Origin of the sequence: Variovorax sp. J22R115 (assembly GCF_030317005.1) — a bacterium.
Taxonomy (GTDB): domain Bacteria; phylum Pseudomonadota; class Gammaproteobacteria; order Burkholderiales; family Burkholderiaceae_C; genus Variovorax.
The window spans coordinates 64,077-88,670 of the sequence record NZ_JASZYM010000014.1 but is presented as its reverse complement, the minus strand read 5'-3'; the positions used below and the strand labels follow the sequence as shown (position 1 = coordinate 88,670).

Genomic DNA, 24,594 nt, shown 5'->3' with positions numbered 1-24,594 from the left:
CCGCGCCCCCTCAGCCGCTCGCAGCGGTCATGGCATGAAGCAACTTGCGCTCGACATTGGCCTCGCGACCGGTCCGACGCTCGCGGGCTTCTTCGCCGGGCCGAACGAGCCGGCGCTGCGGCACCTGACACTGTGGGTGGGCGATGCGCGCGCGCCCACGCTCCATTCGCCGGTGCCGACCTATCTCTGGGGGGAGGGCGGCTGCGGCAAGTCCCATCTGCTCGAAGCCGTCGGCGGCGCATTGCGCGAGCAGGGCGCCAGCATCGGCTGGCTGAGCCCGGCGTTGTCGAATCCGCCTGAGTTCGACGAGCGATGGGGTGCCGTGCTGCTCGACGACGTGCATCTCTTCACCGCGGTCCAGCAGCACGCGGCCTTCAACTGGTTCGTCAACGCCCAGAGCCTTCAGCGCGGCGTCGTCGCAGCCGGTGCCGTGCCTCCGGCCGATCTGAAGTTGCGCGAGGATCTGCGCACGCGCCTCGGCTGGGGACATGTGTTCCACTTGCAGGTGCTGAGCGAGACCGAGCGACGCGCGGTCCTGCGTCAAGCCGCGGACACCCGCGGCCTGATGCTGTCGGACGATGTGCTCGACTACATGCTGCATCGATTCAGCCGCGACCTCGGAAGCCTGATGGAACTGCTCACGCAGCTCGACGGCTACGCCTTGCAGACGCAGCGCGCGATCACCATCCCGCTGATCCGGTCGATGCTCGAAAATGAATAAGGTGCCCTGCGCGCCGAACCCTTCCTCCCAATGATCAAGAAATTCATCGACAAACTCCTCGGCAAATCCGGTGATGCTTCGCTCGGCAAGGCCCGCTTCGGCAAACGCCAGGAGGTCGCCGCGTCGGTGCACGGCATCGATCCGGCACTGGTCGATGAGCGCGCGAAGAACGTGGTCACGACCTTGCAGGGGGCCGGTTTCGAGGCCTATGTGGTCGGCGGCGCGGTGCGCGACCTGCTGCTGGGCCTGCGGCCGAAGGATTTCGACGTCGCGACCAACGCCACGCCCGAACAGGTGAAGAGCCTGTTCCGCCGTGCCTTCATCATCGGTCGGCGCTTTCGCATCGTCCATGTGGTGTACGGGCGTGGGCGCGACCATGAAGTGATCGAGGTCTCGACCTTCCGCGCTTACATGGACAGCGCGGGCGCCGAGCAGGTGGCCGGCAACGAACGCACCAGCAAGGGCGAACTCGCCGGCATGAAGCACGCCGTCGATGCGAGCGGCCGCGTGCTGCGCGACAACGTCTGGGGTCCGCAGGAAGAAGACGCGGCGCGGCGCGACTTCACCGTCAACGCGATGTACTACGACCCGGCGAGCCAGATCGTGGTCGACTATCACAACGGCATCAAGGACGCGAAGAAGCTCACACTGCGCATGATCGGCGATCCGATCACGCGCTATCGCGAGGATCCGGTGCGTATCATCCGCGCGATCCGCTTCTCGGCCAAGCTGGCGGCACTCGGGTTCAAGCTCGAACCCAAGACGGCTGCGCCGCTGATCGAATCGAGCCGGCTCCTGGCCGACGTGCCGCAAAGCCGTCTGTTCGACGAGATGCTCAAGCTGCTGCAGACCGGCCACGCCGTCGCCACTGTGGCGCAGCTGCGCAAGCTGGGCCTCTCGACCGGCATCTATCCGTTGCTCGATGTCGTGGTGGAGCGCGCCGAGCAGCCCTTCGTCAACGCCGCCCTGGTGGACACCGACCGTCGCGTCGGCGAAGGCAAGCCCGTGGCACCCAGCTTCCTGCTGGCCTGCGTGCTGTGGGCCGACGTTCGCGACGGCTGGGCGCAGCGTATGGAAGCGCGGCACGGCCAGCGCCCCCAGGCCCCGTTTCCGGCGCTGCAGGATGCGATCGATGACGTGTTCAACGCTCGCATCGGCGACGTCTCTGGCCGCGGCAAGCTGGCGGCCGACATGCGCGAGATCTGGATGATGCAGCCGCGATTCGACAAGCGCAGCGGCGCCACGCCCTACAGCCTGGTCGATCAGGCTCGCTTCCGCGCGGCCTTCGACTTCATGCGGCTGCGCGCCGACGTCGGTGAAATCGGCGAAGCGATCGCCGAGTGGTGGCAGGAATTCAGCACGGCTGACGACGTTCGCCGGCAGGACCTGATGGACCAGGTGCGCGACGAACAGCACAAGAAGACACGCCAACGCGTGCCGGCGCGCGCATCGGCGGATTCATCGCCCGGGCATCGGGCGGCCGCTCCCAAGCCCGAGGCCGAGGCCGAGGCCGCCCTGCCGCCGGACGGAGAAGTCGCCGCGGCACCGCGCAAGCGCCGCCGCCGGCGCAAGCCGCGCACCGGCGGGGGCGAGGCCGGCAGCGTCGCCGCTGAATGACGACGCAGGCCTTCGTCGCGATCGGCGCCAACCTCGGCGATGCGCGCGAGACCGTGGAGCGTGCCATCGCCGACCTGGCAAGCTTGCCGAAGACGCGCGTGACTGCGCGCTCATCGCTTTACAGGACTGCGCCCGTCGATGCGACGGGTCCGGATTTCATCAACGCCGTCGTGGAACTGCAGACAGAACTCGATCCGCACGCGCTTCTGGCTGAACTCCATCGCCTGGAGGCCGTCGCGGGTCGCGAGCGCCCCTATCGGAATGCGCCGCGTACCCTCGATCTCGATCTGCTGGGCCATGGCGATGCCGTGCTGGAAACCGACACTCTCACGCTCCCGCATCCGCGCATGAACGAACGCGCATTCGTGCTCATGCCGCTCGCTGAAATCGCGCCGGACCAGGTCTCGAGTGCGAAGATCGCTCGCGTGGCCGACCAACGGATCGAGCGGCTCTGAGAGCCTCGTTCAGGCCCGCCCATTACACTTGCGCGGTTTTTCACGAAGGTGTCACACATCTGCGCTGTGACCACCGCGAACCCAGGAGAGCGCCATGTTCGGCAAGCTGCTGCCCCGCGAGGGGAATTTTTTCGAGATGTTCAATCAGCACGCCGACCGTATTGTCGAAGCCGCGCGCGCCTTCGAGCATCTGGTGGCCAACTACAACGATCTGCACCTGCGCGAGCAGTACAACCGCGATGTCGACAACGCCGAGCGCGCGGCCGATCGCGTGACGCATGACGTCAACCGCCTGATCCACAAGACCTTCATCACGCCGATCGACCGCGAGCAGATCCACAAGCTGATCAACACGATGGACGACGTGGCCGACCTGATCCAGGATTCGGCGGAAACCATGGCGCTCTACGACGTGCGCCACATGACCGAGGAAATCACGCGCCTCACCATGCTCAGCGTGAAGTGCTGCGAACGGGTGAAGGACGCGGTCAAGTTCCTCGGCAAGATCACCGATCCGGCGACGGCCGAGGCCACGCTCAAGACCTGCGAAGAGATCGACCGGCTCGAATCCGACGCCGACCGCGTGATGCGCAGCGCGATGAGTAAGCTGTTCCGCGAAGAGCCGGACGTGCGCGAGGTCATCAAGCTCAAGGCCATCTACGAGCTGCTCGAAACGATCACCGACAAGTGCGAAGACGTCGCCAATGTGATCGAGGGCATCGTCCTCGAGAACTCCTGACCGCGGGCTGCGAATGGAAACGGTTCAGGTCGCCCTTTGGGTGGTGGTGGTGCTGGTCGCGTTGGCCATCGCCTTCGACTTCATGAATGGATTTCACGACGCGGCGAATTCGATCGCCACCGTCGTGTCGACCGGTGTTCTCAAGCCCGGCCAGGCGGTCGTCTTTGCGGCATTCTTCAACCTGATCGCGATCTTCGTGTTCCACCTGAGCGTGGCGGCGACGATCGGCAAGGGGATCGTGCAGCCCGGCATCGTGGACGTGCACGTCGTCTTCGGCGCGCTGGTGGGTGCCATCAGTTGGAACCTCGTGACCTGGTACTACGGTATTCCGAGCAGTTCGTCGCACGCGCTGATCGGCGGCATCGTGGGTGCAGTGATCGCCAAGGCGGGCTCAGGCTCGCTGATTGCCTCGGGCATCTGGAAGACGGTGGCATTCATCTTCGTGTCGCCGTTGCTCGGCTTCCTGCTGGGTTCGCTGATGATGGTCGTGGTCGCCTGGACGTTCAGGCGTTCCACACCGTCGCGAGTGGATCGATGGTTCCGGAGGCTGCAACTGGTCTCGGCCGGCGCCTATAGCTTGGGTCACGGCGGCAATGACGCGCAGAAGACCATCGGCATCATCTGGATGTTGCTGATCGCCACCGGCTACGCTGCCGCCGATGCGGATGCGCCGCCGATGTGGACGATCGTGAGCTGCTATACCGCCATCGCGCTCGGCACCATGTTCGGGGGCTGGCGCATCGTCAAGACGATGGGGCAGAAGATCACGAAGCTCAAGCCCGTCGGCGGCTTCTGCGCAGAAACCGGTGGGGCGTTGACGCTGTTCCTCGCGACGGCGCTCGGCATCCCGGTGTCGACGACGCACACGATCACGGGCGCCATCGTCGGGGTGGGCTCGGCACAGCGCGCGAGTGCGGTGCGCTGGGGCGTCGCCGGCAACATCGTGTGGGCCTGGATCTTCACGATCCCCGCGTCGGCCTTCGTTGCCGCGATCGCCTACTGGATCGGCATTCAGGTTTTCTAGCTCGGCTTTACTGGGAAATCTTCCGACCTGCTTCGATTTCGTGTTCGAAGTAGCGCTGGAAGCTGAATGCCAGGCTGGCCATGAGGATGGTGCTGCCGAAGAACAGCGCCAGGACGACCGCACCGATGGTCAGCCAGGTCGTGTTGCCGGCCGTGGTGGCCTCGGCGTCGGCAAGTCCCGCGTTGTAGCGGGCGTTCCACTTTTCCGGTGACATCAATCCGTAGACGATGGCGGTGAGCGCGCAGCCGGAGATGGTGAAGCCGAGCAGCGGGATTAGCGCCCAACTCAATCCATCGTCAAGGCCGTGGAGCCGCACGCGCTCGATGCCGTACAGGCCAAGGGCGGTCGGGATCGGGAGCAACCAGCCGAGGGTGTTGGAAAGGCCGCGAAGATAGAAGCAGTGCAGACCCAACGGGCCGCCCAGGAAGGCCAGCCATGCGGCCACGGTCTTGTTCTTCATTCGGGCTTGGTCGAACTGCCTTCGCCCAGTACCTTTGCCATCAGCACGACGTCGCGCCACTCGCCGAACTTCCATCCGCAGTCCTTGAGTACGCCCACGTGGCTGAAGCCTTGGGCGCGGTGCACGCCGATGGAACCCGCGTTGGCGGAATCGCCGATCACCGCGATCAGCTTGCGCACGCCGACGGTCTCGGCGGCCTGGGCAAGTGCGGCCAGCAGCTTGGCACCGAGGCCCTGTCCGCGCGCGTTCTCGGCGAGGTAGATCGAGTCTTCCGCCGAGAAGCGATAGGCGGGACGCGGCTTGAACCAGTTGCAGTAGGCGAAGCCGAGAAGTTCGCCCTCACGCTCTGCGACGAGGTAGGGGAGCTTCTTTGAGAGGACGTCGGCCCGGCGGGTGGCCATGTCGCCGGCGGTCGGCGGTTCGGTTTCGAAGGTGCCCGTGCCGTGCAGCACATGGTGGGCGTAGATGGCGGTGATGGCTACGACGTCTTCGTCGCGGCTGGGTCGGATGAGGGTCATTCGGGAGCGCTTGGCGAGGCCAAGGATGAGAAAAATGGAGTGCGGGCTATAATCGTGGGCTTTTCAGCGTGTCGCTGGCCGGGTGGCCATGTCGCGTGTCTCGACGCTGGAAGAACACTGTGGGCGAACCTATTCGGGTTTGCTGCACCACCCGAAGGATAAATCATGGTCGTCATTCGACTCTCCCGCGGCGGTTCCAAAGGCCGTCCGTTTTTCAACATCGTCGTGTCGGACAAGCGCGTTCGCCGCGATGGCCGTTTCATCGAGCGCCTGGGTTTCTACAACCCGACCGCCAAGGAAAATGAAGAAAGCATCCGCATTGCGCAGGATCGCCTGACCTACTGGAAGAGCGTTGGCGCGCAAGCTTCCCCGACGGTGACCCGCCTGATCAAGCAGGCCGCGGCCGCCGCCCCCAAGGCGGCTGCCTAAGCCGCCGGCCCGGCGATGCTGCCCACCCTCGAAACCGCCGAATTGCCGGCGGATGCGATCGAAGTGGCGCGCATCGCCGACGCCTGGGGCATCAAGGGCTGGTTCAAGGTCTTGCCCCACAGCGCCCAGCCTGAGGCGCTTTTTTCTTCCAAGCGCTGGTTCTTGCAGCCTCCGGGTGCAGCAACGGGCCGCGCGTTCAAGCTCGCCATCCGCGAGGCCAAGGAACATTCCGACTGCATCGTCGCCTCGTCTGAGGACGTGCCGGACCGCAATGCGGCCGAGGCACTTCGCGGTGCGCGGGTCTTCGTGCCTCGGTCGAGCTTTCCGACGGCCGGTGATGACGAGTACTACTGGGTCGACCTGATTGGCCTCGCGGTCGTGAACCGCGAAGGCGTTGCGCTCGGCACCGTACGCGAATTGCTTGCCTCCGGCCCGCAGACGACGCTGGTGCTTGACGCCGAAGAAAGCAGCAAGCCGGTCGAGCGCATGGTTCCTTTCGTCTCGGCCTTCGTCGACAAGGTCGATCTGGCAGGTCGGCTGATCACGGTCGACTGGCAGCCCGACTACTAGACCCGGGCCCGCTCGGCGCCTCCATGCGCTTCGACGTTCTCACACTGTTCCCCGAGCTGTTTGCGCCGTTCTTCGCGAGCGGCGTGACGCGTCGCGCGTACGAATCGAAGCAGGTCGAGGTTGTCCTGTGGAATCCGCGTGATTTCGCCGAGGGCAACTACCGGCGAGTCGACGATCGACCCTTCGGCGGTGGTCCTGGCATGGTCATGATGGCCGAGCCGTTGTCCGCGTGCCTCGACGCGGCACTGGCCGCGCGCGGCGCTTCCGCGCCGGTCGTGCTGTTCTCCCCGATCGGCGAAACCCTGCGGCATCAGACGGTCGAAAGCTGGTCGGCCGGCGAGGGGGCAGTCCTGGTTTGTGGCCGCTACGAAGGCATCGACCAGCGCTTCATCGATGCGAGAGTCACGCACCAGATCAGCCTCGGAGACTTTGTGCTTTCAGGTGGCGAAATTGCCGCGATGGCCTTGCTGGATGCTGTCGCCCGGCTGCAGCCCGGTGTACTGGGCGATGAAGCCAGCCATGTGCAGGACAGCTTCAATCCGGCGCTCGACGGCCTGCTCGACTGTCCCCACTACACGCGTCCCGAGCAATGGCGCGCCGAGGGCGTCCCCCCTGCCTTGATGTCGGGCCACCACGTCCAGATCGAACGCTGGCGCCGCGACCAGCGACTGCTCATCACCCGTGACAGGCGCCCCGACCTCATCGACGCGGCCCGAAGTGCAGGCCGGCTGAGTGCGGCGGACGAGAAGACGCTTCAAAAAAAGCTATAATCTTCGGTTCCCCGATCCTCTGCCCAGCCGCGCCGGCATTCGACCATTGTTGAGCAAGGCGCCTTTTGTGTAGCGTGGACACGATCGAACATCAGGAAACCATGAACCTCATCCAGACCCTCGAGCAGGAAGAAATCGCCCGCCTCGGCAAGACCATCCCCGATTTCATGCCCGGTGACACGGTGATCGTCAGCGTGAAAGTCGTCGAAGGCAACCGCAAGCGCGTGCAGGCTTACGAAGGCGTCGTGATCGCCAAGCGCAATCGCGGCCTCAACAGCGGCTTCACGGTGCGCAAGATCTCCAGTGGTGAAGGCGTGGAACGCACGTTCCAGACCTACAGCCCGCTGATCGCCAGCATCGAAGTCAAGCGCCGTGGCGATGTGCGCCGCGCCAAGCTGTACTACCTCCGCGAGCGCAGCGGCCGTTCGGCTCGCATCAAGGAAAAGCTGCCGGGCAAGTCGTCGGCAGCGTCGGCCGCTCAATAAGCAGCATCCGCTTGTCGCGCAAAAAGCCGCCGTTCGAGGCGGCTTTTTGCATTGGTGCCTCCACGCAGTGAGGCGATCGTGATTTAGTTTTAGGGCTGCGTGTCATCCGTGCGCGGTCCTTGCATCGTTTAACTCAGTAAGTATTTTCTTGACTATCCTCTCATCGTCCATGCGCGCTTCTCCCATCGAAACCATCAATGCCGTCATCCCCCCGGTGTTGCAGTCCTTCGATCCGCGTGAAGTGCCGGTGAGCGGAATCGACATTGATCTGCCGGCAGTCCCCCACGATCGCCTCAGCGCCCGCGCCCTGCGTTCGCGGTTCGCCACGCCCCCCGCGTGGACACCCGAGATGCGGCGCGAGCCGCGAATGTTCGACCGGCCGCCCGCGCAAGCTGCCGTGCTCATCCCCATCGTGATGCGGGACGAGCCTACCGTCCTGCTGACCGAGCGCACCACGAACCTGTCGACGCATTCAGGCCAGGTGGCCTTTCCCGGCGGACGCGTGGACCCCGAAGACGCCAATATCGCCGCCGCCGCACTGCGGGAGGCCTGGGAAGAGGTCGGCCTGTCGGCGCAGTACATCGAAGTGCTCGGCAGCCTGCCGACGTACACGACCGTCACCTCGTTCATCGTGACGCCGGTCGTGGCGCTCGTGCGGCCGGATTTCGAACTCTCGATCAACCCCCACGAGGTCGCGGAAGCCTTCGAAGTGCCTTTCGGTTTCCTGATGAACCCGGCGAACCATCGTCGCCACTCATTGGTCGACGACGACCAGATGTCGCGCGAATGGCTGTCCATGCCCTACCAGGACGGTCCCCACGAACGCTACGTCTGGGGAGCGACGGCGGGCATGCTGCGCAACCTCTACCGCTTTCTGAGCGCTTGACCGGTCCCTCTCCTTGGTCCGCGGGTTCAACTAGGCGGCCGCGGGTTTTGCCCAAGACGCAGCGCGAAATGAGTCAATCCGGCGGTTCTAGAATCCTTTGATGAGCTTCTTTGCCATCCTGTGCGCGTTGCTGATCGAGCAGGTGCGTCCGCTTGCGTATCACAACCCGGTGTACGGCGGCGTGCTCGCCTGGACGCGTTGGACCAGCCGCAACTTCGACGCCGGCAAGCCGAACCATGGCTGGGTGGCCTGGTCGCTGGCGGTGTTCGTGCCGACCCTGCTGGCGCTGGCCGTGCATTGGCTCCTGATCCTCACGCTCGGACTGCCTTTCGCGGTGCTGTGGAGCATCGCCATCCTCTACGTCACGCTGGGCTTTCGCCAGTTCAGTCATCATTTCACCGGTATTCGAGACGCGCTCGACGAGGGCGACGAAACGCTCGCGCGTTCGCTGCTCGCGCATTGGCAGCATGTCGACGCGGCCAACCTGCCACGCAGCGAGATCGTGCGGCATGTGATCGAGCACTCGGTGATCGCGGCGCATCGGCACGTCTTCGGCGTGCTCGCATGGTTTTCGATTCTTGCGGCCATCGGCCTCGGGCCTGCGGGCGCGGTGTTCTACCGCATGAGCGAATTCGTATCGCGCTACTGGGCGCACAAGAACGGCGCGTCGACGCAGCCGTCCAGCATCTGGGTGCAGCAAGCGGCGGACCGTGCGTGGGGCGTGATCGACTGGCTGCCCGCGCGCATCACCGCATTGGGCTTCGCCGTGGTCGGCAGCTTCGAAGAGGCGATCGATTGCTGGCGCAATGATGCGCGGCGCTTTCCCAACGAGAACGACGGCGTGATCCTCGCGGCGACTTCCGGTGCGGTGAACGTCAGGCTCGGAGGCGGCGCGCTGAGCGTGATGCCGATCACCGATCCGTTGCCGCGCGCACAGGCCGGTGAATCGTTCGTGGATGGACGCGCTTCCGATAGCGGCAGCACGCCGGGACGCGAGCCCGAACCTGCGCACCTGCGCAGCGTTGTGGGCCTGGTCTGGCGGTCGGTCGTGATGTGGATGGTGTTGCTCGCTCTCCTCACTCTGGCGCGATTGCTGGGCTGAGCGGCCTGTCAGGGTTTAGACGTTGTCCAACGTTGCAAGCTTGTGGAGTCCGCGCATCGCGGCGCTCGAGCCCTATGTGCCGGGTGAGCAGCCCCGTATCGCGAACCTGGTCAAGCTCAATACCAACGAAAACCCGTATCCACCATCGCCGCGGGCGATCGATGCCATCTGCCGCGCGGCCGAGAACGGATTGCAGCTCTACCCGGATCCCGAATCCACGCAGTTGCGCGAAGCGATCGCCACGCGCCACGCGTTGGACATCAAGCAGGTGTTCGTGGGCAACGGCTCCGACGAGGTCCTGGCCCATGCCTTCTTCGCCTTCTTCCAACAAGCCGAACCGCTGCTGATCCCCGATGTCACGTACAGCTTCTATCGCGTCTACGCGCAGCTCTACGACATTGCGTGCGAGCTGCAGCCGGTCGACGATGCTCTGCGCATCGACGACCGCGCCCTGGCCGTGCGCGCGGCTGCAGGCTGCGCAGGCATCGTCATCGCGAACCCGAATGCGCCGACCGGCATCGGGCTGCCGCTCTTCCGCATCGAAGCCCTGCTCAAGGCATGCGAGGATCGTGTGGTTCTGGTCGATGAGGCCTACGTCGATTTCGGCGGTGAAAGTGCGTTGCCGCTCATTGCTCGATACCCGAATCTGCTGGTCGTGCAGACCTTGTCCAAGTCGCGCTCCCTGGCGGGCCTGCGCGTTGGATTTGCGTGTGGGCAGGCGCACTTGATCGACGCCCTTCAGCGTGTCAAGAACAGCTTCAATTCCTACCCGATCGACCGGCTCGCCTCCGCAGGAGCCATCGCCGCGCTCGAAGACGAGGCGTGGTTCGCCAAGACCCGCGATGACGTTGTCGACACTCGCGATGGCCTGGTGCTGCAACTGGAGGATCTAGGCTTCGAGGTGCTGCCTTCGCAGGCCAATTTCCTGTTCGTGCGTCACCCCGCATACGATGCAGCCGAACTCGCGGCGTCGCTGCGGGCGCGGGCCGTTCTCGTGCGTCATTTCAGGCAGACGCGCATTGCTCAATACCTGCGCATCACGGTCGGCACGCGCGCCCAGTGTTCGGCGCTGGTCGAAGCGCTTGCGGAGATCATCGTCTGCCCCCTGTAGGGAGCGACTCAGTATCTCGATTGGCTGAGTTCGGCGAACAACTCGCCGTAGATCCTGTAGCGCGAAGCGCTGATCGCGCCCGGATGGTCGGGCGAATCCGCCTGCGCAATCACGCCACATCCCGGTTCGTGAAGGTGCGTGCAGTTATAGAACTTGCAGTCTGTGGCTTGCTCCGCGATGTCCGGCATCAGGTGCGCCAGTTGCATCGCTTCGATGTGATGCAGGCCGAATTCCTGGAAACCCGGCGAGTCGATCAGCGCGGTGCTTCGTGCGGCGTCCACCCAGTACCACGTCGTGCTGGTGGTGGTGTGCTTGCCCGAGTTGAGCGCCTGTGAGATCTCGCCCGTCAGTGCGGTTGCGCCAGGCACCAGCAGGTTGATCAGCGTGCTCTTGCCAGCGCCGGAGGGACCAAGCACGAGGGTCGTCTTGCTGGCCAGCATCGTCGACATGGTCGCGCGATCCGATGGGTCGGAGGCAGTCAGCGCCAGCGGTAAGACCTGGTAGCCCATGCGGCGGTAGGGCGCCAGCCGGCTCCAGGCCCTTTGGAAAGGCGCGGTGAGGTCGCTTTTGTTGAGCGCGATGATGGGTGTGATGCGTTCCGCCGCCGCCGCGATCAACGCGCGCGTCAACTGTGTCTCGGAGAACTCCGGCTCTGCCGCGATCAGGATCAGCACCTGATCAAGGTTGGCCGCGAACGACTTGGTGCGGATCTCGTCCTGGCGATAGAACAGGTTCTTCCGCTGCAGCACCTTTTCGATCGTGCCCTCATCTTCGCTCGCCTGCCACTGGATACGGTCGCCGACGACGGCGTGGCTCTTCTTGCCGCGTGGGTGGCAGATCAGGCGTTCGCCCTCCGGCGTTTCGACGAGGCAGTGGCGGCCGTGGCTTGCGACGACCAGTCCGTCGCGCAGCACCACGCCGCTGGCCGTGCCGCCGCGCTGCTTAGCCAAGGGCGCGTTCCATCGGGTCAGTCCGCAATCAGCGCATCGGCCTGCGCAGCGCAGTCGAAGTCGGTCGACGAGATGCCGCCCACGTCGTGCGTGTTGAAGCGCACGACACAGCGGTCATAGTGGACCGAGAGGTCGGGATGGTGGTCCTGCCGGTGCGCCACCCACGCGAGGGCATTCACGAAGGCGATGGTCTCGAAATAGTTCGCGAAGGTGAAGGTCTTCTCGATCGCGACGCCGGCGCCGTCGCCCGTGAGCTTCCATCCTTCCAATCGTGCAAGGCTCGCCACGATTTCCGTGGCGCTCATGGCGCGGCGTGCGTGCGTCTTCCAATCCTTGGTCTTGAACATGCTGCTCATCATCGGCTTTCAGGGGCTGATCGCGGCCATGCGCGCGAGGCGCTCGGTGGCGGGTGGGTGCGAGTAGTAGAACTTGACGAACACCGGATCGGGCGTCAGCGTCGACGCGTTGTCCTGGTAGAGCTTGAGCAAGGCTGCCGACAGATGGGCGCCGCTGGTTTGCGCGACAGCGTAGGCGTCGGCCTCGAACTCGTGCTTGCGTGAAATCAGCACCGGCAGCGGCGCAACGAAGAAGCCGAAGACCGGCACCGCGAGCATGAAAAGCAGGATGGCGAGCGCATCGTTGGGCGCCGCCATGTTCGGCTGCACGCCCAGGCCCGCATAGAACCATGTATGCGTCGACAGCCAGCCCAGCAGGGCAAAGCCGGCGAGGCTCAGCGCGAACATCGCCGCCATCCGCTTCATGACGTGCCGGTGCTTGAAGTGGCCCAGCTCGTGCGCCAGCACCGCCTCGACTTCGCCAGCATTGAGCTGGCGCAGCAGGGTGTCGTAGAACACCACGCGCTTGCTCGCGCCGAAGCCCGTGAAATAGGCATTGGCGTGCGCACTGCGCGTGCTGCCGTCCATCACGAACAGCCCCTTGGCCGCGAAGCCGCAGCGCTGCATCAGCGCATTCACGCGCTCCTTGAGGGCTGCGTCGTCCAGCGGCTGGAACTTGTTGAAGATCGGAGCGATGAATGTGGGGTAGACCAGCATCAACAGCAGGTTGAATGCCATCCAGGCACCCCACGCCCAGATCCACCACAGGCTGCCGGCGGCACCCATGAGCCAGAGGATCAGCGCCGCGATCGGCAGGCCGATCAGCGCACCCAGCACAATGCCCTTGACGGCGTCGGCGAGCCAAAGCCGCCACGTCATCTTGTTGAACCCGAAGCGCTCCTCGAGCCTGAAGGTCTGCCACAGCGTGAAGGGCAATTCCAGCAGGCCGCCGATCAGCGCGAAGGCGGCGAGCAGGGCGAGTTGCTGCAGCATGCCGCCGCCCAGCCAGCCGAGCAGCAGCTTGTTGAGCAGGTCGAGACCGCCCAGCAGGGTCCACCCCAGAAGCACCGCAGCGCCCCACGCCATTTCGACGATTCCGAAGCGGGTCTTGGCCATCGTGTAGTCCGCGGCCTTCTGGTGGGCGGCGAGCGTGATGGCCTGCTGGAAAACCGGGGGAACCGTATCGCGATGGCGTGCCACGTGGCGCACCTGCCGCGTGGCGAGCCAGAACTTCACGACCAGCCCGGCGATCAGCGCGAGGGCGAAGGCCAGGGTGAAGGCGAGGGAGGTGGATGAGGGGGCGGACATGGCGGTCGAGTTTAGCCCGCAGCCTCGGCGTTCGCCGGTTGCCCTGTCGGTGGAAAGGGCGCTCCAGTGCGGGAAGCCCGGCCGCGCTCAGGGTCATCGACGACAATCGCCGGATGCCCGAATCCATCGAACCGGCTGCGCCCGCGCCCGCAGCCACGCTCAAGAAGAGTGACCAGAACCTCGTCTGGCTGGACTGCGAAATGAGCGGTCTCGACCCCGAAAAGGAGCGCCTGCTCGAAATCGCCGTTGTCGTGACCGGTCCCGACCTGACTCCCTGCATCGACGGACCCGTGCTCGTCATCCACCAGAGCGACGAAGTCCTCGACGGAATGGACTCCTGGAACAAGGGCACCCACGGACGCAGCGGCCTGATCGACAAGGTGAAAGCCTCCACGCTCGACGAAGCCACCGCCGAGCAGCAGTTGATCCAATTCATCTCGCGCTACATCCCGAAAAGCGGCTCGCCGATGTGCGGCAACACCATCGGCCAGGACCGCCGCTTCCTCGTGAAGTACATGCCCAAGCTGGAAGCCTATTTCCACTATCGCAACCTGGACGTCAGCACCCTCAAGGAACTCGCCAAGCGCTGGAAGCCGGCCGCGTACAACGCCTTCAAGAAGCAGCAGGCCCATACGGCGCTCGCCGACGTGCACGAATCGATCGAGGAACTCGCGCACTACCGTGAAACCTTCCTGCGCATTCAGGATTAGGTAAAAACCCCGAGCCATGCGATAATCGACGGCTTCGCTGTTTTGCAGCGTTTTCTTGCATCTCCCTATCTTGCACATCGCGCCCGAATGAACGGGCCGCGGCAAAGACGAAAGTCATTGCTGAACGTCGTTGGATGGTTGATGTTTTTCACCACCCGACGGAGCACCGCCCACGGCTGTGCTCGCGTATGAGATTACTGAATGACCGACGCTTTTGAAGCGCAGGGCGAGTTCGCGCCTGTGCAATCCGATGAATTCGCCGTTTCCGCCGTTTCGCGCGAACTCGAATCCTCCCCCGACTCTTCCAACGCCGCTCCCGTTTTCGAGGCACTCGATGCCGTCGAGCCGGCCGAGGCACCGAAGCTGCCGAACGGCTTCATCAAGCTGGGCCTCGCGCCCGAGTTGATCGCCGCGGTCGAAGACCTCGGCTTCACCCAGCCCACCACCGTGCAAGAGCAGGTGATCCCGCGCGCCATGACGGCCAGCGGCCACGCCGACGGCCCCACGCGCTTCGTCGACCTGATGGTGTCGAGCCAGACCGGCAGCGGCAAGACCGCCGCCTTCCTGCTGCCCGTGCTGCACACCCTGCTGCAACGCCAGGCCGAAGCCGAGGCCGCAGCCAAGGCCGAATTCCAGCGTCTGGCCGCCGAGGCTGCTGCCCGCGGCGAAGCGCCGCCCAAGAAGCCGAAGCGCAAGGACCCGACCAACGCGCGCCACTTCAAAGCCGCCACGCCCGGCGCACTGATCCTGTGCCCCACGCGCGAACTCGCGCAACAGGTGGCGCACGATGCCATCGATCTGGTCAAGCACTGCCGTGGCCTGCGCATTGCCAACGTGGTGGGCGGCATGCCCTACCAACTGCAGATCGCGAAGCTGCAAAACGCCGACCTCGTCGTCGCCACGCCGGGCCGCCTGCTCGACCTGCAGCGCTCGATGCAGATCAAGCTCGACCAGGTCAAGTTCCTCGTCGTCGACGAAGCCGACCGCATGCTCGACCTGGGCTTCTCGGACGACCTCGCCGAAGTCAATCAACTCACCATCGAGCGCCAGCAGACGATGATGTTCAGCGCGACCTTTGCGTCGCGCATCCAGCAACTGGCCACCCGCGTGATGCGCGAACCGCAGCGCGTGACGATCGACAGCCCGCAGGAAAAGCACGCCAACATCAAGCAGGTGCTGTTCTGGGCCGACAACATGCAGCACAAGCGCAAGCTGCTCGACCACTGGCTGCGCGACACCACCATCAACCAGGCCATCGTGTTTGCGAGCACGCAGGTCGAGTGCGACGGTCTCGCCAATGACCTGCAACAGGACGGCTTCAGCGCCGTCGCGCTGCACGGCGCGCTGAGCCAGGGCCTGCGCAACCGCCGGTTGATGGCGCTGCGCCAGGGCCAGGTGCAGATCCTCGTCGCCACCGACGTGGCCGCGCGCGGCATCGACGTGCCGACCATCACGCACGTGTTCAATTTCGGCCTTCCGATGAAGGCCGAGGACTACACCCACCGCATCGGCCGTACCGGCCGGGCAGGGCGCGACGGCATTGCCGTGACCTTCGCCGAGTTGCGCGATCGTCGCCGGATCTTCGACATCGAGTCGTACAGCCGCCAGCAGTTCAAATCGGAAGTGATTCCAGGCCTCGAGCCGCAACAGCGTGCGCCGCAAGCGCGTCCGCAAGGCGACTTCGGTGGCCGTGGCCGTGACAACCATTCGCGCGATCGCAAGTTCGGCGGCGGTGGTCATCGCGGCGGCAACGGCGGTGGATACGGTGGCGGCGGCGGTTACGCCGGCGCCAGCGGCTTCAACGATCGCAATGCACGCGGCCCCGCCGCTGGTGCACCGCGTGGTTTCCAGAACCAGGGCAACGCCAATTTCGGCGGCGGCCGTGACGACGGTGGTTTCGGCCGCAAGCCGGGCTGGGGCGACAGCGCCCCGCGCGGCGGCGCTGGCGGTGGTGCCGGCCGCGGCGACGGCTTTGCTCCCCGTGGGCATGCCGGCGGCGGCAAGGTCTTCGTTCCGCGTGACGCGCAGAAGCGCGGTTTCAAGCCCAGCCGCTGAGCCTGAGCGGCCCTGAGCCGCATCCCATTTCACAAAGCCCGCATTTCCCTGGAAATGCGGGCTTTTGTTCGTTTGGCATGGGCCATGAGTGCCCGTGTCGGCTCCTAGTGGGAAACGCGAATAGGCGTCCTTTTTAGTTGACACCTGAACAGTTGAAAAGTAATGTATTGACGGCTCAAGTCCTCCGGTGGCCTGCTGGCGGCCGGTTCATCCACTTCATTCTTTCCATTGTCGACCTATGAAAATCGCAATTCTCGGCGGCGGCCACGGCGCCTACGCGGCTGCTGCGGACCTGTCCGAAGCTGATCATGAAGTGCGTCTCTGGCGCCGCGACGCGGGCGCGCTGGAGCCGGTCGCCAAGGCCGGATCCATCACGTTGAAGGACGCAGCCGGTTCCCGCGACGTGCGGATCGCACTGGCCACTGCCGACATCGGCGCCGCCATGCGGGGTGCGGAGTTGATCGTCATTCCCACGCCGGCAATCGCGCAGGAAGACATCGCCCGAGCGATGGCCCCGCACCTGGTCGATGACCAGGTCGTGTTCCTGCCGCCCGGCACCTTCGGCAGCTATGTCATGGCGCGGCTCGTCAAAGAAGCGGGCAACCGCGCCGACGTGGCCTGGGCCGAGACTGGAACGTTGCCCTACCTCGCGCGCAAGCACGGCGAGCGCGAGGTGAACGTAACCATCCGCGCCATCCGCCTGCCCACCGGCGTGTACCCGGCGCGCAAGGAGCGCGAGGCCATCGAAGTCATCCGCAAGGCCTACCCCAGCGTGCATGGCTGCGGCGATGCGTTGTCGGGCGCGCTGATGAACGCCGGCCCCGTCATTCATCCGCCGCTGATGGTGATGAACGCCGCTCCGCTGCAGCACTTCGAGCGCTGGGACATCCACAACGAAGGCACGCAGCGCGCGGTGCGCGACGTGACCGACCGGCTCGATCAGGAGCGCATCGCCGTGCGCGAGGCCCTGGGCCAGGGCGCGCCGCACTATCCGCTGGCCGACCACTACAACAACGACCAGTGGATGTACGGCGATGCACACAAGCAATTGGTGAAATCCGGCGACTGGCGCGAGAACATCGACCTCTATGCGCATCGGTACATCACCGAGGACACGGAACTCGGGCTCGCCTTTCTCGCGTCGGCCGCGCGCTTCGTCGGTGTCGACGCGCCGATTGCACACGGCCTGCTGGCCATCGTCGGTGGCTTCCTTGGCCGCGATCTGCGCAAGGGCCCGCGCACGCTCGAAACGCTCGGCCTCGCCGGCCTGACGCTGGCGCAGCTCAAGCAAAGGCTGCACGATGGGGAATGAGCTTCCCCGCTTCGTCGCGGTAGGCGCGGGACGGATGGGCCGCGGCATCGCGATCGCATTCGCCTACGCGGGGCACCGCATCTCGCTCGTCGACCTGCGTCCGCGCAGCGACGAGGCATGGCAGAAGCTGCGTGGCGCAGCTCATGCAGAAATCGAAGCCAGCCTTGCGGGCCTCGCCCAACTCGGGGTGATCGATGCCGCACAGGTCCACGTCATCGCTGCGCGCGTTGATTTCGTCGACGCTGCCAACGCGCCTGCCGCGCTGGCAGCCGCCGAACTGGTCTTCGAGGGTGTCCCCGAGACGCTCGAAGCCAAGCGCGATGCCTTCGAGCACATCAACCGGCATTGCCGCGAGGACGCCATCCTCACCTCCACCACCAGCAGCATCCTCGTGACGCAACTGGCGGCGTTGGTGCACCGGCCCGAGCGCTTTCTCAACATGCACTGGCTCAATCCGGCGTACGTGATCCCGGTGGTCGAGCTCAGCTGCCACCCCGGCACCGATCCGGCTGTGCTCGAGCGCACCAAGGCCTTGATGGAAGCGATCGGCAAGCTGCCGGTGGTCTGCGGCGCATCGCCGGGATACATCGTGCCGAGGCTGCAGGCGCTGGTAATGAATGAAGCGGCGCGCATGATCGAGGAGGGCGCCGCCACCGCAGAAGAAATCGACAAGGCCACGCGCTATGGCCTCGGGCTGCGGTTCGCGGCACTCGGGGTGGTCGAGTTCATCGATTTCGGCGGCTGCGACATCCTCCATCACGCGAGCCGCGAGATGGCGGTGTCGATCGACCGCGCACGCTACACCGCGCCCGCCATCGTGGACCGCATGGTCGAGGAAGGTCGGTTGGGCCTCAAGAGCGGCAGCGGCTTCTACGAGTACGAGGGGCGCGACGTCGGGGCCTACCGACGCGACGTGCTCTCGCGAACCCTCGGCATGCTCAAGCATGCGGGGCTGTGGCAGCCGCCCGCCGCCGAGACGCGCGAATGAAGATCCGGCGCGCGTTCGCCGATCTGTCGGTGGGGCAGGTCCACTACGCCGAGTGCGGCGACGCGCACGCGCCGGCCGTCCTGCTGCTACACCAGTCGCCACGCAGCTGGGCCGAGTACCGCGAGGTGCTGCCGTTGATCGGTGCGCACTACCGGGCGATCGCGATGGACACCGCCGGGTTCGGCGATTCCGACGCGGGCGATGTGCCAGCCAGCATCGAACAATGGGCCAAGGTCGCGCTTGAATTGCTCGACGCACTGGGCATCGAGCGTGCCGACGTGGTGGGTCATCACACGGGCGGCGTCATCGCGGTCGAGCTGGCTGCGGCTTTTCCCGATCGGGTGCGTGGGCTGGTGCTGTCTTCCACGCCCTTCACCCATGAGGCCTTCCGCGTCGCGCGCGCCGGACGACCGCCGATCGACGAGGTCGAGGCCAGCGAAGACGGCAGCCATCTCGCGGCCCTGTGGCAGCGACGGCAGGGCTTTTATCCGGTGAAACGCCCCGAGCTGCTCGAAGCCTTCGTTCTCGATGCCCTGAAGGCGAGTGGCGGACTCGAGGACGGGCACCGCGCCGTCGCGGCCTACCGGATGGAGGACCGCATCCAGCGTGTCGTCCATCCCACGCTCATCATCCGCGCCACCGACGATCCGTTCGCCTCGCCCCATGCGGCCGAACTGCACGAGGACCTCTCGAACGCGCGCATCGTCGACATCCAAGGCGGCATGGTCCCCTTGCCCGACCAGATGCCCGGGCCCTTTGCGCAAGCAGTGCTCGATTTCCTGGAGACGCTGGCATGAAAGCCGTGCGCGTGCATGCCTTCAATGCGGCGCCCGTGCTGGAAGACGTCGCCGAGCCCCAGCAGCGGCCCGGCCGCACGATCGTGCGTATGGAGGCGGCCACCGTCGGTCACATCGATCGCACCGTGTGGCGCGGCAGCTTCCTGAAACATCCGCCTTTTCCCTACACGCCGGGCGTCGAGGCGGCCGGCGTCGTCGTCGCAAGCGCCATCCATGCGGAAGGCCAGCGCGTGTGGCTGCGCGGCAGCGGACTCGGCACGCTGTTCGACGGCACGTGGTGCGAATTCATCGATGCGCCCGACGAGGCGCTCGGCGTGCTGCCGGATGCGGTGCCGGCAACGATCGGCGCGGCCTTCTTCTCGCCGTGCACTTCCGCGTGGGTGGCGCTGCGCGAAGTCGCCCACCTGCGCGCGGGTGAAAGTGTCCTGGTGACGGGCGCAACGGGGGCGGTCGGATCGCTCGTGGTGCAGCTTGCGCTCGATGCCGGTGCCGAAGTGACCGTGCTCGTGAGCAGTGCGGAGCAAGCTGCCGCGATGCCCTCGGCCGCGAAGGTCGTTGTCCTGCTGGATGAACTGCCAGCCGCGTTGGAGCCGGTATCCGTCGACCTGCTGGTCGATACCGTCGGCGGTCCGATCCTCGCCGCCGCACTGACTCGCGTGCGCCCTGGCGGCCGCGCCGTCCTGATCGGCTACACGGCGGGCAACTCGCTCGCGCTGGACATCGCCCACTTCCTGCAACGCGACGTCGCACTGCTGCCGCTCAACATGTTCCGTCGTGAAGCTGTCGGCCGCGCGGCCGCGCCCGAATTGCTGGCCCGCCTTGCAGATGGTCGCCTGAAGCTCGACGTGCAGCCCTTCGCGCTCGACGAAGCGGCAACGGCGATGGACTGGATCAGCCGCCGGGGCCACCGGGGCCGCGCGGTGCTCGTGCCGTCGCGCTGAGGGCCTAGTCCGCGTCCGGCGCCTCGCCCGGCGCCGCCGCGTGCAGTTCGATGATGTGGCGCAGCGTGCTCTTGAGGTCTTCCGCACGCTGAAGCCCGAAGGGTTCGAGCACGCGGCGCTCGTGTTCGCGCGCCAGTTCCATCAGGTGCTCCACGGCCTTCGCACCCTTGCGCGTGATGCGCACCAGAGTGACACGCCGATCACTGTCGTGGGGCAGGCGCTCGACCTGCTCGCGCGCCTCCATCCGGTCCAGCAGCCGCGTCACCGTCGGCTGCTTGGTGACGGTGATCTGCGCCAACTGCCCGATGCTGATCGGCGCGCCGCCCGCCAGCGACGCCATCACCCGCCATTCCGACACTGAAAACCCATGCTGGCGCGCCACGCGGTGGAACTCGGACGAGATGAGCTGGCTCGCCTGCGCCAGCAGCGCCGGCAGGTAGTCGTCGACGAAACGCAGCGTCCCGGCAGGCGCTTCGTCGGTGAATGGCCCCTGACCCTCGGCGGGCACGCTGCTTGCATGTCTAGGGTTATTCATGATTGTGAATACATTCAGTTCTAAACATTATAGAGGCCGAGGTTTCGAAAGGAACCCCACGATTCCTGACAAGAAAGGGCCGCCATGGCTGAGCGATCGTTCGTAGAGGAAGTCAAGAAGCTCCGGCTTTCCGGTGGCGAAGTCTTCCGGGGTGAAGGCATTCTGGCAGTCACCAAGGCGCTGCTCGAATCCGGGGTCTCCTACGTGGCCGGCTACCAGGGCGCGCCCATCTCCCACCTGATGGACGTGCTGGCCGACGCGCAAGACATCCTCGCCGAACAGGGCATCCGCTTCGAGAACAGCGCCAGCGAAGCCACCGCCGCCGCCACGCTGGCCGCTTCCGTCAACTACCCGCTGCGCGGCGCCGTCACCTTCAAGGCCACCGTGGGCACCAATGTCGCCTCCGACGCACTGGCCAACCTGGCCTCGGGCGGCGTGACGGGCGGCGCGCTGATCATCGTCGGCGAGGACTACGGCGAGGGCTCGTCGATCATGCAGGAACGCAGCCATGCCTTCGCGATGAAATCGCAGATGTGGCTGCTCGATCCGCGCCCGAACCTGCCGAGCATCGTCGAGGCGGTGAAGCAGGGCTTCGACCTTTCCGAGGCCAGCAATACGCCCGTGATGCTGCAGTTGCGCATCCGCGCCTGCCACGTGCACGGCCACTTCATCGCGGGCGACAACCGCCGGCCGAAATTCTCGATCAAGGAGGCGCTGGAGAACCCGCAGCGCGACGTTAGCCGCATCGTGCTGCCGCCCGCGAGCTTCGTGCACGAGCAGGAAAAGGTGAAGGAGCGCTGGCCCGCCGCGGTGCGCTTCATCGAGGAGCGCCAGCTTAACGAGTTCTTCTCCGAAGATGCCGACGACATCGGCATCATCGTGCAGGGTGGCAGCTACAACACGATGATCCGGGCACTCGAAAGGCTGGAGCTGGCCGACGTCTACGGCAACACCGAGGTGCCGCTGTACGTGATGAACGTCGCCTACCCCGTGATCGAAAGCGAGGTGCTGCGTTTCTGCGAAGGCAAGCGCGCCGTGCTGATCGTGGAGGAGGGCCAGCCCAACTTCGTCGAGCAGAACCTAGCGACCATCCTGCGCCAGGCCGACTCGACGACGGCTTTGCACGGCAAGGACATGCTCCCGGTCGCCGGCGAGTACACGGCGGCAGAATTGCTCAAGGGCGCGCGCACCTTTTGCGAGCGCTACGGCCGGCTGCAGCCCTTGCCCGTGCCTGCCGCGGTGCGCAAGGTGATTCCGCTGACCGAAGTGGCGGAGATCGGCGTCGACGCCGCGCCCGAACCTGCGAGGCCACTGGGCGACAGCGTGCACGCGCGGCCGCCGGGCTTCTGCACCGGCTGCCCCGAGCGCCCGATCTTCAGTGCGATGAAGCTGGTGGAGCGCGAACTGGGCCCGCACCACGTGAGCGCCGACATCGGCTGCCACCTGTTCTCGATCCTGCCGCCCTTCAACATCGGCAACACGACGATGGGCTACGGCCTGGGCGGCGCGGGCGCTTCGGCGCTCAATGCGCCCGCAGGCAAGCGCGCGATCTCGATGATGGGCGACGGCGGCTTCTGGCACAACGGCCTGACGAGCGGCGTCGCCAACGCGGTCTTCAACCGCAGCGACAACCTGACCATCGTCGTCGACAACAACTACACCTCCGCGACCGGCGGCCAGGACGTCCTCTCGTCCAACGCGCTGAACGCGACGCGCAGCACCGGCCACGAGATCGAACGTGCGGTGCGCGGTGTCGGCGTCAAGTGGGTGAAGACCATGCGCCGCACCTATGACGTCGCCGGCATGCGCGATGCACTCAAGGAAGCGCTGACCACGCAGGAGAAGGGCCCCAAGGTCCTCATCGCGCAGTCGGAATGCATGCTCAACAAGCAGCGCCGCGAGAAGCCGCTGGTGCGCAAGGCCATCGCCAGCGGCAAGCGCGTGGTGCGCGAGAAGTTCGGCGTCGACTCCGACACCTGCACGGGCGACCACTCGTGCATCCGCCTCTCGGGTTGCCCGTCGCTGTCGATCAAGCCCAATCCCGATCCGCTGCGCACCGATCCGGTGGCGACCGTGCTCGACAGCTGCGTCGGCTGCGGCGTGTGCGGCGAGGTCTCGCATGCGGCCGTGCTGTGCCCGTCGTTCTACAAGGCGCAGATCGTCAGCAATCCGAGCCGCTGGGACCTGTTGCGCGAAGGCATTCGCATGCGGGTCATCGGCTGGCTGCAACGCGGCGAGGCCAAGCGCCGCGCGGCCTATGCGTTCTGAACAGGCATTCATGCGACAACAACCGATCAAGATTGCAATCCTCGCCATGGGTGGCGAAGGCGGGGGGGTTCTCGCCGACTGGATCGTGGACATGGGCGAGGCCAATGGCTACGTCGCCCAGACCACGTCCGTCCCGGGCGTGGCCCAACGCACGGGTGCCACGATCTACTACGTCGAGCTCTATCCCGAGGCGCAAGCCCAGGGCGATGGCGGCCAGCCGGTGCTGGCGCTCATGCCGCTGCCGGGCGATGTCGACATCGTCCTCGCCTCGGAGTTGATGGAAGCCGGCCGCGCCGTGCAGCGCGGGCTCGTCACGCGCGACCGCACCACCTTCATCGCATCGACCCACCGCGTCTATTCCATCGCGGAGAAGAGTGCGATGGGCGACGGCCGGGTCGATAGTGCCGAATTGCTCGCGCATGCCGAGCACGCGGCCAAGCGCTTCATCCGCTTCGATATGGCGCAGGCCGCCGAAGCATCGGGCAGCGTCATCAGCGCCGTGCTCTTCGGCGCACTGGCTGGCGCCGGCGTCCTGCCTTTCAGCCGTGCGCAGTTCGAGGCGACCATCGAACGCGGCGGCGTCGGCGTCAAGCCCAGCCTGAAGGCTTTCGGCGCGGCCTTCGCACGCGCACAGGGCGCGCTGGAGCCCGAGGCCGCAGTGGTCGAGGCGGCGCCGCCGCAACCGCGCCATCCCGCCGTGCGCGCACTGGTCGAGCGCGTGCAGCGTGACTTTGCGGCCTCCGCGCATCCCCTGCTCCTCGAAGGCGTACGTCGGCTGATCGACTACCAGGACGTCGCCTATGCCGGCCTCTACCTCGATCGCATGGCCGCCATCTCCGCCTTGCCAGCCAACGACGACGGCCGGCTGCTGCGCGACACGGCACGCCACCTCGCGCTGTGGATGTCCTATGAAGACACTGCCCGCGTCGCGGCCCTCAAGACACGCTCGTCGCGCTTCGAACGCGTGCGCGGCGAAGCCAGCGTGCAGGACGGGCAGGTGCTCGCCATCAACGAATACATGCACCCGCGCCTGCAGGAAATCTGCGAGACCCTGCCGGCGGGTTTCGGCCGCTGGCTGATGAATTCGACCTTGCCGCGCAAGCTGGTCGAGCGCCTCACGCAGCAAGGCCGCGTCATCCAGACCAGTTCGCTGCGCGGCTACCTGATGCTCAGCACCGTCGCCGCGATGAAGCGCTGGCGCCGTTCGACCCTGCGCTATGCCGACGAAAACCGCCGCATCGAGGAATGGCTGGAGCGCATCGGCGACATTGCCAAGAACAACCCCGCGCTCGCCATCGAGGTCGCGCAGTGCCAGCGCCTCGTCAAAGGCTACAGCGACACCCATGAGCGCGGCCTGCGCAACTACGACACCGTGATGGACGCCCTGCAGCGCGCCGGCTCGGCCATCGCGCCCGCCACCCTGCGCGAACTGCGCGACGCGGCGCTCGCCGACGAACACGGCCACAAACTGCGCGCCGCGCTGGTCCAGCACGCGCTCGCCTGATCCG

At 65.9% G+C, this 24,594-nt stretch carries 26 protein-coding genes; 20 read left to right on the top strand and 6 right to left on the bottom strand.

Translation table 11 applies throughout. From position 1 onward, the window contains the following. The first annotated feature begins 34 nt into the window (after nt 1-34). The 5 genes from hda to QTI04_RS24060 all read left to right on the top strand — a co-directional run bounded on the left by hda (nt 35) and on the right by QTI04_RS24060 (nt 4,556). Entirely contained in the window at nt 35-721 is a 687-nt protein-coding gene (gene hda / locus QTI04_RS24080) for a DnaA regulatory inactivator Hda (protein ID WP_286599548.1), read from the top strand. 30 nt (nt 722-751) lie between these two features. Further along, entirely contained in the window at nt 752-2,338 is a 1,587-nt protein-coding gene (gene pcnB, locus QTI04_RS24075; RefSeq protein ID WP_286617817.1) for a polynucleotide adenylyltransferase PcnB, read from the top strand. Then, the gene (gene folK, locus QTI04_RS24070) at nt 2,335-2,793 is read left to right on the top strand and encodes a 2-amino-4-hydroxy-6-hydroxymethyldihydropteridine diphosphokinase (RefSeq protein ID WP_286617816.1); all 459 of its coding nucleotides are present in this window, start codon (nt 2,335-2,337) and stop codon (nt 2,791-2,793) included. The genes pcnB and folK overlap by 4 nt, the downstream gene beginning before the upstream one ends. Nucleotides 2,794-2,887: 94 nt before the next feature. Further along, entirely contained in the window at nt 2,888-3,532 is a 645-nt protein-coding gene (locus QTI04_RS24065) for a DUF47 domain-containing protein (RefSeq protein ID WP_028248672.1), read from the top strand. Nucleotides 3,533-3,545: 13 nt separating this feature from the next. Further along, nucleotides 3,546-4,556 (top strand): inorganic phosphate transporter, encoded by a 1,011-nt coding sequence (locus QTI04_RS24060; protein ID WP_286599551.1) that lies wholly within the window; start codon nt 3,546-3,548, stop codon nt 4,554-4,556. A gap of 7 nt (nt 4,557-4,563) precedes the next feature. Here the strand turns inward: QTI04_RS24060 and QTI04_RS24055 are convergent, their stop codons facing one another. Continuing rightward, nucleotides 4,564-5,016, bottom strand: coding sequence for a hypothetical protein (locus tag QTI04_RS24055; RefSeq protein ID WP_286599552.1), 453 nt, complete (start codon nt 5,014-5,016; stop codon nt 4,564-4,566). Further along, nucleotides 5,013-5,534 carry a GNAT family N-acetyltransferase gene (locus QTI04_RS24050; RefSeq protein ID WP_286617815.1) on the bottom strand — a complete coding sequence of 174 codons (522 nt, stop codon included), beginning with the start codon at nt 5,532-5,534 and terminating at the stop codon, nt 5,013-5,015. Before QTI04_RS24050 ends, QTI04_RS24055 begins: the two co-directional genes overlap by 4 nt. 165 nt (nt 5,535-5,699) lie before the next feature. Here QTI04_RS24050 and rpsP point away from each other — a divergent pair, with 165 nt between their 5' ends. From rpsP to hisC, 7 genes are all read left to right on the top strand, one after another. Then, complete coding sequence (gene rpsP / locus QTI04_RS24045; RefSeq protein ID WP_028248676.1) at nt 5,700-5,963, top strand: 30S ribosomal protein S16; 264 nt, start codon at nt 5,700-5,702, stop codon at nt 5,961-5,963. A 15-nt stretch (nt 5,964-5,978) separates the two neighbouring features. Next, entirely contained in the window at nt 5,979-6,533 is a 555-nt protein-coding gene (gene rimM, locus QTI04_RS24040; protein ID WP_286617814.1) for a ribosome maturation factor RimM, read from the top strand. 23 nt (nt 6,534-6,556) lie between these two features. Then, nucleotides 6,557-7,303, top strand: a complete 747-nt coding sequence (trmD, locus tag QTI04_RS24035) for a tRNA (guanosine(37)-N1)-methyltransferase TrmD (RefSeq protein WP_286599555.1) — start codon at nt 6,557-6,559, stop codon at nt 7,301-7,303. A gap of 101 nt (nt 7,304-7,404) precedes the next feature. Continuing rightward, a complete protein-coding gene (gene rplS / locus QTI04_RS24030) occupies nt 7,405-7,788 on the top strand; it encodes a 50S ribosomal protein L19 (protein ID WP_286599556.1) in 384 nt (127 codons plus the stop codon). 169 nt (nt 7,789-7,957) lie between these two features. Further along, the gene (locus QTI04_RS24025) at nt 7,958-8,674 is read left to right on the top strand and encodes a CoA pyrophosphatase (protein WP_286617813.1); all 717 of its coding nucleotides are present in this window, start codon (nt 7,958-7,960) and stop codon (nt 8,672-8,674) included. Nucleotides 8,675-8,774: 100 nt separating this feature from the next. Further along, nucleotides 8,775-9,776, top strand: a complete 1,002-nt coding sequence (locus QTI04_RS24020) for a CobD/CbiB family protein (RefSeq protein ID WP_286617812.1) — start codon at nt 8,775-8,777, stop codon at nt 9,774-9,776. A 22-nt stretch (nt 9,777-9,798) separates the two neighbouring features. Further along, nucleotides 9,799-10,887, top strand: a complete 1,089-nt coding sequence (hisC, locus tag QTI04_RS24015) for a histidinol-phosphate transaminase (RefSeq protein ID WP_286617811.1) — start codon at nt 9,799-9,801, stop codon at nt 10,885-10,887. 8 nt (nt 10,888-10,895) lie between these two features. Here the strand turns inward: hisC and rsgA are convergent, their stop codons facing one another. The 3 genes from rsgA to QTI04_RS24000 are packed head-to-tail and all read right to left on the bottom strand — an operon-like array spanning nt 10,896 to nt 13,480. Further along, on the bottom strand, nt 10,896-11,837 hold the full coding sequence (gene rsgA, locus QTI04_RS24010) for a ribosome small subunit-dependent GTPase A (protein WP_286617810.1): 942 nt from the start codon (nt 11,835-11,837) through the stop codon (nt 10,896-10,898). Between the two features lie 17 nt (nt 11,838-11,854). Next, nucleotides 11,855-12,193 carry a 4a-hydroxytetrahydrobiopterin dehydratase gene (locus tag QTI04_RS24005; protein WP_286599562.1) on the bottom strand — a complete coding sequence of 113 codons (339 nt, stop codon included), beginning with the start codon at nt 12,191-12,193 and terminating at the stop codon, nt 11,855-11,857. Nucleotides 12,194-12,202: 9 nt separating this feature from the next. Then, nucleotides 12,203-13,480 carry a M48 family metallopeptidase gene (locus tag QTI04_RS24000; RefSeq protein WP_286617809.1) on the bottom strand — a complete coding sequence of 426 codons (1,278 nt, stop codon included), beginning with the start codon at nt 13,478-13,480 and terminating at the stop codon, nt 12,203-12,205. Between the two features lie 113 nt (nt 13,481-13,593). On the opposite strand from QTI04_RS24000, the gene orn reads away from it, so the two are divergent. The 6 genes from orn to QTI04_RS23970 all read left to right on the top strand — a co-directional run bounded on the left by orn (nt 13,594) and on the right by QTI04_RS23970 (nt 20,283). Continuing rightward, complete coding sequence (gene orn / locus QTI04_RS23995) at nt 13,594-14,190, top strand: oligoribonuclease (RefSeq protein WP_286599564.1); 597 nt, start codon at nt 13,594-13,596, stop codon at nt 14,188-14,190. 201 nt (nt 14,191-14,391) lie between these two features. Further along, nucleotides 14,392-16,245: a DEAD/DEAH box helicase gene (locus QTI04_RS23990; RefSeq protein ID WP_286599565.1), complete on the top strand. Its 1,854-nt coding sequence runs from the start codon at nt 14,392-14,394 to the stop codon at nt 16,243-16,245. Between the two features lie 238 nt (nt 16,246-16,483). Beyond that, nucleotides 16,484-17,557, top strand: a complete 1,074-nt coding sequence (locus tag QTI04_RS23985; RefSeq protein ID WP_286617808.1) for an NAD/NADP-dependent octopine/nopaline dehydrogenase family protein — start codon at nt 16,484-16,486, stop codon at nt 17,555-17,557. Continuing rightward, the gene (locus QTI04_RS23980; protein ID WP_286617807.1) at nt 17,547-18,545 is read left to right on the top strand and encodes a 3-hydroxybutyryl-CoA dehydrogenase; all 999 of its coding nucleotides are present in this window, start codon (nt 17,547-17,549) and stop codon (nt 18,543-18,545) included. The genes QTI04_RS23985 and QTI04_RS23980 overlap by 11 nt, the downstream gene beginning before the upstream one ends. Continuing rightward, nucleotides 18,542-19,342 (top strand): alpha/beta fold hydrolase, encoded by an 801-nt coding sequence (locus QTI04_RS23975; protein WP_286599568.1) that lies wholly within the window; start codon nt 18,542-18,544, stop codon nt 19,340-19,342. The genes QTI04_RS23980 and QTI04_RS23975 overlap by 4 nt, the downstream gene beginning before the upstream one ends. Further along, nucleotides 19,339-20,283, top strand: a complete 945-nt coding sequence (locus QTI04_RS23970; protein WP_286599569.1) for a zinc-binding alcohol dehydrogenase family protein — start codon at nt 19,339-19,341, stop codon at nt 20,281-20,283. Before QTI04_RS23975 ends, QTI04_RS23970 begins: the two co-directional genes overlap by 4 nt. A 4-nt stretch (nt 20,284-20,287) precedes the next feature. Here QTI04_RS23970 and QTI04_RS23965 read toward each other — a convergent pair whose 3' ends face one another. After that, nucleotides 20,288-20,818: a MarR family winged helix-turn-helix transcriptional regulator gene (locus QTI04_RS23965; protein WP_286599570.1), complete on the bottom strand. Its 531-nt coding sequence runs from the start codon at nt 20,816-20,818 to the stop codon at nt 20,288-20,290. A gap of 84 nt (nt 20,819-20,902) precedes the next feature. Between QTI04_RS23965 and QTI04_RS23960 the strand changes: the two genes are divergently transcribed. Then, on the top strand, nt 20,903-23,086 hold the full coding sequence (locus QTI04_RS23960) for an indolepyruvate ferredoxin oxidoreductase subunit alpha (protein ID WP_286617806.1): 2,184 nt from the start codon (nt 20,903-20,905) through the stop codon (nt 23,084-23,086). Between the two features lie 10 nt (nt 23,087-23,096). Then, complete coding sequence (locus QTI04_RS23955; RefSeq protein WP_286617805.1) at nt 23,097-24,590, top strand: indolepyruvate oxidoreductase subunit beta family protein; 1,494 nt, start codon at nt 23,097-23,099, stop codon at nt 24,588-24,590. Nucleotides 24,591-24,594 lie beyond the last annotated feature (4 nt).